The sequence below is a fragment of the Marivirga sp. genome (assembly GCF_024636815.1).
Classification (GTDB): Bacteria; Bacteroidota; Bacteroidia; order Cytophagales; family Cyclobacteriaceae; genus Marivirga.
Map to the genome: position 1 here is coordinate 1 of NZ_JAGXGF010000107.1, position 7,188 is coordinate 7,188.

Sequence of the window (7,188 nt, forward strand, 5' to 3'; positions counted from 1 at the left end):
CGAGCTATATCGAGGAAAGACAACGCAGTATATTGGATTTTATGGAAAAGTTTTCCCCTTTCCGCCTATAAACAGCGATTTTCTTCCTAAAAACCCCTTGCAATAGCCTGCTATTGTTTCAGAATTTTTAGTTGAAACTCATCCGCCAGCTGGCGGACGTTCTGAATCCTAAATAAGAATCGAACTCAGGTTAATAGGTATTTAAAAAAAATTGAACAATATTAGAGAAAAAGAGCGCTTAAGTAGTTTTATTAGGTTGATTTATGAACCAGGTCATAGTCACAAATAAATCTAAATTGGTCTGATTTTTGGTTTAGTTTTTTAAATCAAAAATCAGACCTATGCAAAAGCTATCTTTCTTTTTACTGATTGTTATTTTTATTTCTTCTTGTACCGAAAGAGGTAGATTAGAAAGGAGAGAGAATCGAATAGAAGGCACATGGTATTTTGACCGAGCTTTTTATAAAGGTGATCATGCTATTTTTAGGGAAAATTTAATTGAAGATTACAGAGGAGATCAGGTCACTTTTTATGATGATGGATATGCCGAATACTATGACGCTTCATTAGACGCCTACTTTAGTGGTGATTGGTTTTTAACGCTGGACAAGACCCAATATCACGATGGAAATGAAAGAATTTATACACTAGATATGGAATTCTTAGATTATATCCACCGTGAAAGATTCAATTTCTATAGTAATGCCACGAAAATAGGCTTTAACAATTTAAACCTGGAAGTTTATGATGATTATGGATTTTATACTTTCAAATTGAATAAGTTAGATTAATACAATTACTTCAGTTTCTCTTTCAAAAACTGAGCAGTATGATTACCTTTTATCTTCGCCATATCTTCTGGTAGCCCTTCAAAAACAACTTTACCACCTTTTGCACCACCCTCAGGACCAAGGTCGATTATCCAATCTGCTGTTTTGATCACTTCCATATTATGTTCTATGATGATTACGGAATTTCCTTGTTCAATTAATGCATTGATGGATTCCAGTAATTTTTTAATATCGTGAAAATGCAATCCTGTAGTAGGCTCATCAAAAATAAATAGGTTATGATCATTTTTTAAGCTGCCTCCTTTTCCTAAGTAAGAAGCTAATTTCACTCTTTGCGCTTCTCCACCACTTAAGGAATTGGATGATTGTCCTAAACGAATATAGCCCAATCCTACATCAAAAAGAGGTTGTAGTTTGTTGATGATAGGATTATTTCCTGCAAAGAATTCCAAACTTTCTTCCACAGTCATATCTAAGACGTCTGCTATGTTTTTGCCTAAATAGGTGATTTCCAAAATCTCATTTTTGAATCGCTGACCTTTGCAACTTTCGCAAGTCAATTCTATGTCAGCCATAAATTGCATCTCAATTTTCTGGATACCTTCTCCCTGACACATTTCACATCTTCCACCATCCACATTAAAACTGAAAAAGGCAGGTTTATAGCCTCTTTGCTTGGCTAAAGTCTGGTCTGAGAAAAGTTGACGAATGGCATCGTATGCTTTTACATAAGTAACTGGATTAGATCGCGAAGATTTTCCAATAGGGTTTTGATCTACAAACTCTATGGATTTCACTTTTTTGTAATCACCCTCTAGCTTATCAAATTTACCGGTGCTTTCTGTGCTTCCCTGTCCTATCATTTTGGCTAAAGCCGGATTCAATATTTTCTTAATTAAGGTAGATTTACCTGAACCACTGACTCCAGTTACTACGGTCAAAATCTCTAAAGGAATTTTTACTTCCTTAATATTGAGATTATTTTCTTTAGCTCCTTTTATGGAGATACTGTTTTTCCATTTTCTCCTGCTCTTTGGAACGGATACTTCATTACTTCCATTTAAAAAGCGAGCAGTATGCGTATTATCAGCTTTTTTTAATTCTTCTAAATTGCCTTGAAAAACAAGATTTCCTCCATGAACTCCTGCGTCAGGACCTATATCAATGATTTCATCGGCTTCCAGCATCACTTCTTCTTCATGTTCCACTACGATGACGGTATTCCCCATGTCTCTCAATGACTTCAGTACTTTAACCAATCGAGCGGTATCTCTTGGATGCAAACCAATAGAAGGTTCATCCAAAATATACATAGAGCCCACTAAAGCACTCCCCAGGGAAGTAGCCAATTTAATTCTTTGAAATTCACCACCGGAAAGCGAGGAAGTTAATCTGTTGAGTGTGAGATAACTCAATCCTACTTCCATCAAATATTCTAATCTGTTATTGATTTCCTTAAGAATTCTACCCGCTATCTTTTGCTCATTTTCTGAAAGTTTTATGGTATTGAAAAACTCAATTAATTTATCAATTGGTTTTAAGACCAATTCAATAATAGAGGCATCATTTATTTTTACATAGCCAGCATCTTTTCTTAATCTGGTACCCTTACAATCAGGGCAAACTGTTCTGCCTCTATAGCGAGAAAGCATTACCCGATACTGAATTTTGTGCATTTTCGATTTCAAGTGATCGAAAAAAGCATTTAGGCCTTCGAAGTATTTATTACCTTCCCAAAGAAGCTGGTATTGTTCTTGAGTTAATTCTTCTATTGGTCGGTGGATAGGAAAATCAAATTCAATCCCATGCTTTAGAAGCGGTTCTGCCCATTTTTTCATGGTTTCACCTTTCCATGGAGCAATAGCTCCTTCATAAACGGATAGGGTTTTATCAGGAATCACTAAATCTTCATCTATCCCTAATACTTTTCCAAAACCTTCACAAGTTCTGCAGGCTCCATAAGGATTATTAAAACTGAACAGATTGATAGAAGGCTCTTCAAATTGAATTCCATCTAATTCAAAGCGGTCATTGAATGTTTTTTTACCATCTGATTCCACATAATCAATGATACATTCTCCATGACCTTCGAAAAAAGCAGTTTGAATGGAATCAGCTATTCTAAATTGATTGTCTTCATCTTCTTTCTGAACCGAAGTCCTGTCAATCAGAATAAATAAATCTTTTCTTTTTAAGGATTGATTTTCCTCTAAGATATCTTCTATTTGTAATACCTCATCTTTATGAACAACTCTGGTATATCCCTTGCTTAGGAGCAATTCTAATTCTTGTTGCAAAGTTCTACCTTTAGGTACAATTAAAGGAGCCAACACCATAAAGCGTTCTCCTTCATTATGCTGATGGATTTCATCTGAAATACTAGTGACGGTATCTCTAGTGACTTTTTTTCCAGTTTTAGGAGAGTAGGTGACTCCAATTCTTGCGAAAAGGAGTTTCATATAATCGTAAATCTCAGTAGTTGTTCCTACCGTAGAGCGAGGATTTCGAGTATTAACTTTCTGTTCTATGGCAATAGCAGGAGAAACACCCCTTATATAATCGACTTCAGGCTTTTCCATTCTGCCTAAAAACTGACGGGCATATGAGCTTAAGCTTTCCACATACATTCTTTGGCCTTCAGCAAATAAAGTATCGAAAGCCAGGGATGATTTCCCCGATCCAGAAAGTCCAGTAACAACTACTAATTTATTTCTAGGAATGGCAACGCTCAGGTTTTTTAAGTTATTAACTCGAGCCCCCTTAATGATTATATATTTTTTAGGGTCAAGGCTTTCAAAATCAACCTGACCATTTATTTTTTCTACTACTTCCATAAGCTTACAAAGATAAAGGGCTAACCCGAGAAAAAGGAATTTGTTGGGAAGAGAAAAAATATTAATTAGATTTTAAAAAATGTGACCCAATTAAGAAAAAGTTGGTGTATAACATTATGAAAGAAAAAACTATATCTAAACAATTATGAAAAATTTTAAACAAGTAAGAAAGTGGGGGGCACTCTTAATCATGTCTTTCATTATGGTAGCATGTACAAAAGAAGAACCATCTGTTGGACAACCTCCAAATGCAGATGCTGGTACTGACATAAATGCTTTCGTAGGAAGCAATGTAACCCTTAATGGGAGCAATTCTTCCGATCCAGAGGGCGGAGCATTAACCTTTAGTTGGGAATTGACACAAACGCCAACTGGAAGTAACGTGAGCATATCCAATTCATCAAGTGAGCAAGCAACAATTGTTCCAGATGTAGAAGGTATTTATAATGCCACCTTAACGGTAGAAGATCCTGACGGGAATTCTGACATGGACGATGTGGTTATCACTGCAACAGTAAATAATAATGAAGCACCTACGGCTGTAATTACTGATAATTCCGGACAATCAATTGAACAGGGCAATAATGTATTTAATGTCGGTAATACTGTTCAATTATCAGGAGCAAATTCATCAGATCCTGAAGGAGATAATTTAACTTATTTATGGGAAGTGACTGCTGCTCCCACCAATAGTACTCCAACTCTAGTGAATGAGCAAACAGCCACCTTAGATTTCACTGCAGATTTAGCTGGTGAATATACCATTTCATTAACTGTTGATGATGGAAATGGTAATCAAAGTACAGCAGAAGTTACTATTGAAGCGGAAGTTTCACCTGTTGAAATCAATTCAAATGTAGATGAGAATACGACTTGGGAAAATGTATATGAGGATCCAAGTTTACCTGATTATATAATTACAAAGAGTATTGATATCAATGCCGAATTAATTGTTGAGGCAGGAGTGTATGTCCAAGTGGTAGAAAATGCTTTTATAGAAATACAATCAACTGGATTTTTAAGTGCAGTAGGCACTGAAAATGATAGTATTAAATTTACTAGCTCTAATATAGCTGCTGGCTTACATTGGGGTGGAATAAATTTTATGTCAGGTTATTTACAAAATGAATTAACCTATACAGAAATTTCTTATGCAGGGAATAGTGAAATTGATTATTTAAATGGAGGTTGGAGAACTGCTAATATTGCAGTGGAAACCAATGGGAAATTAACTCTCAAAAACTCGACTGTATCTAATAGTAAAGAGGAAGGGATTTACATTGCTGGAGAATTAGAAGTTTTTGAAAATAATAATTTTAAAGATAACAGTTCTTATCCAGTTTCAATTCCTTTTAATGAGACAGGTAAAATTGATGGCAATTCTGATGTTTCTGGAAACGGAACTAGAAGTTCTGTAAGGATTTATGGTTCTACTATGACTGATGACCAATCAATTGTGGCACTAGCAAATCAACAATCATATAGAGTAACAAGCGAAATTGACCTTGAAAGTGTTTTAAATATTGGAGAGGGTGTTGAATTTGCCTTTGATGAAGATGTGTTTTTTAGAGTAAATGCAACAGGTAATATCATTGCTGAAGGTACTGCCACAAATAAAATTGTAATGACTTCCTCAAATATTTCTGGTGGATTGCATTGGGGTGGACTTGATATTAATTCTGGTTACACTACAAATAGTTTAAATTATGTTGAGGTTTCTTATGCAGGGAATTCAGAAATATTTTATGAAAATGGCGGATGGAGATCTGCTAATATTGGAATTCAAGACAATGGGAAATTGACTATTAAAAATTCCACAATATCTAATGGTAAAAATGACGGGATTTATTGCGGAAGTGAATCTCTTAATATATTCGAAAGTAATGATTTTGTTGAGAATAGTGGTTATGCAATTGTTATTGAATTTAATGATATAGGGGCAATTGATGGGAATACTACATTTACCGGAAACGGAGATGATGGTGTTACAATTTACGGTTCAACTACCTCTAACAATCTCTCAGTAGCTAATCTTTCTGGAGCCGCTTATTATTTATTTACTGGTTCATCTACAATTGGATCTGATGTAGTAATAGAAGAAGGAACTGAAATGAGGTTCAATGAGAATGTAGCTCTTGAAGTAAATGCTAATGGAACAATTACAGCTATCGGGACTTCAAATAATATGATAAAATTCACAACTGCTAATCAAGCAGGAGGAATAAAATGGGCAGGAATATTAATTGAATCAAATTCCGAGATAAATGAATTTAGCTTTGTTGAAGTTTCCCATGCAGGAAGTACTGAAATTGATTACATAAATGGAGGCTGGAGATTCTCAAATATTGCAATTAATTCAGGGAAATTAAAGATGAATGGTTGTACGGTTACTGATGGTGATGGAACTGGTGTAGTAATAAGCAGTAATAGCTTTTTGAATAGCCTTAATTCAGCCAGTACAAATCCTGAAGCCGAAATTGAAGCTAATAATACCTTTGCAAACAATGGGTTAGCTAACGTATTGTTTCTTTAATTTTAATCAAATTATTTCTAATACATGAAGAGCTAAAAACTCTTCATGTATTTTTCACAAAAAATAAATTATGAAAAAACTAACATTAATATTAATTGCTTTAATCAGCCTTTGGTCGATAGATACAAATGCTCAATCCTACCAAAAAGGTGATAATCTATTCAATGCTGGAGTAGGATTAGGAAATTATGGATACGGTCTAATTGGTAATCAAACTTATAGTTTACCAGCTCTTACTGCTAATTACGAAATAGGCGTACACGAATATTTTGGAATTGGCCCTTATGTAGGTTATAAGAGCTGGAGATATTCTTATCTCAATACTAACTATGGGTTTAATATAGTTGCTTTTGGAGCCAGAGGTTCTTTTCACTACAGCACTTTGCTAAAAGAAGAACTGGATGTGGATATTGATGACTCTAAATGGGATTTATATATTTTGGCAAATTTCGGTTTTGAAGTGACAACCTATAATGGGGATACTAATTTTGAAGGAGATGTCGATTTTGTATTCTTAAGACCTGCTTTGGGGGTTCGTTATTATCTTAGTGATAACTTCGCCATTTTTGGCGAAGGAGGTAGAGGAGCCTTAAGTTATTTAACATTATAGCTTTTGGGGCTAGAGGTTCTTTTCATTACAGTACTTTGCTTAAGGAAGAACTGGATGTAGATATCGATGACTCTAAATGGGATTTATATATTTTAGCCAATTTTGGCTTTGAAGTATTTACCTACACAGGGGATACAAATTTTCAAGGAGATGTTGAAATTGTATTCTTAAGACCAGCCTTAGGAGTGCGCTATTACTTTAGTGATAACTTCGCCATGTTTGGTGAAGGAGGAAGAGGAGCCTTAAGCTATTTAACATTAGGCATTACCCTGAAAATGTAATTGAACATGGAAATGAGACCTAAACAAAACAGGTGTTTGTTTAGGTGTTGTTTTTTCATTTTAAGCCGGAAAGCCGCTTCCATTGGAGGCGGTTTTTTATTTACTGCTAACTAACCGAATTATCCTTTCATCAAATTTC

5 protein-coding genes are annotated in these 7,188 nt (G+C 34.9%); 4 read left to right on the plus strand and 1 reads right to left on the minus strand.

Annotation, left to right across the window (positions count from 1 at the left end; translation table 11 throughout):
• The first annotated feature begins 341 nt into the window (after positions 1-341).
• Positions 342-791: a hypothetical protein gene (locus Q0L29_RS08345; protein ID WP_296620758.1), complete on the plus strand. Its 450-nt coding sequence runs from the start codon at positions 342-344 to the stop codon at positions 789-791.
• Between the two features lie 5 nt (positions 792-796).
• On the opposite strand, the gene uvrA is transcribed toward Q0L29_RS08345, so the two are convergent.
• Entirely contained in the window at positions 797-3,625 is a 2,829-nt protein-coding gene (gene uvrA, locus Q0L29_RS08350; protein ID WP_296620760.1) for an excinuclease ABC subunit UvrA, read from the minus strand.
• Positions 3,626-3,770: 145 nt separating this feature from the next.
• Between uvrA and Q0L29_RS08355 the strand changes: the two genes are divergently transcribed.
• From Q0L29_RS08355 to Q0L29_RS08365, 3 genes are all read left to right on the plus strand, one after another.
• Positions 3,771-6,158: a right-handed parallel beta-helix repeat-containing protein gene (locus tag Q0L29_RS08355; RefSeq protein WP_296620761.1), complete on the plus strand. Its 2,388-nt coding sequence runs from the start codon at positions 3,771-3,773 to the stop codon at positions 6,156-6,158.
• A 70-nt stretch (positions 6,159-6,228) separates the two neighbouring features.
• Positions 6,229-6,768: a hypothetical protein gene (locus Q0L29_RS08360; RefSeq protein ID WP_296620763.1), complete on the plus strand. Its 540-nt coding sequence runs from the start codon at positions 6,229-6,231 to the stop codon at positions 6,766-6,768.
• A 35-nt stretch (positions 6,769-6,803) separates the two neighbouring features.
• Positions 6,804-7,049 (plus strand): hypothetical protein, encoded by a 246-nt coding sequence (locus Q0L29_RS08365; RefSeq protein WP_296620765.1) that lies wholly within the window; start codon positions 6,804-6,806, stop codon positions 7,047-7,049.
• The last annotated feature ends 139 nt before the right edge of the window (positions 7,050-7,188 follow it).

Coding starts and splice junctions, on each gene's coding strand:
- Q0L29_RS08360 (WP_296620763.1), top strand. CDS start 6,229: ATGAAAAAACTAACATTAATATTAATTGCTTTAATCAGCCTTTGGTCG.
- Q0L29_RS08345 (WP_296620758.1), top strand. CDS start 342: ATGCAAAAGCTATCTTTCTTTTTACTGATTGTTATTTTTATTTCTTCT.
- Q0L29_RS08355 (WP_296620761.1), top strand. CDS start 3,771: ATGAAAAATTTTAAACAAGTAAGAAAGTGGGGGGCACTCTTAATCATG.
- uvrA (WP_296620760.1), bottom strand. CDS start 3,625: ATGGAAGTAGTAGAAAAAATAAATGGTCAGGTTGATTTTGAAAGCCTT.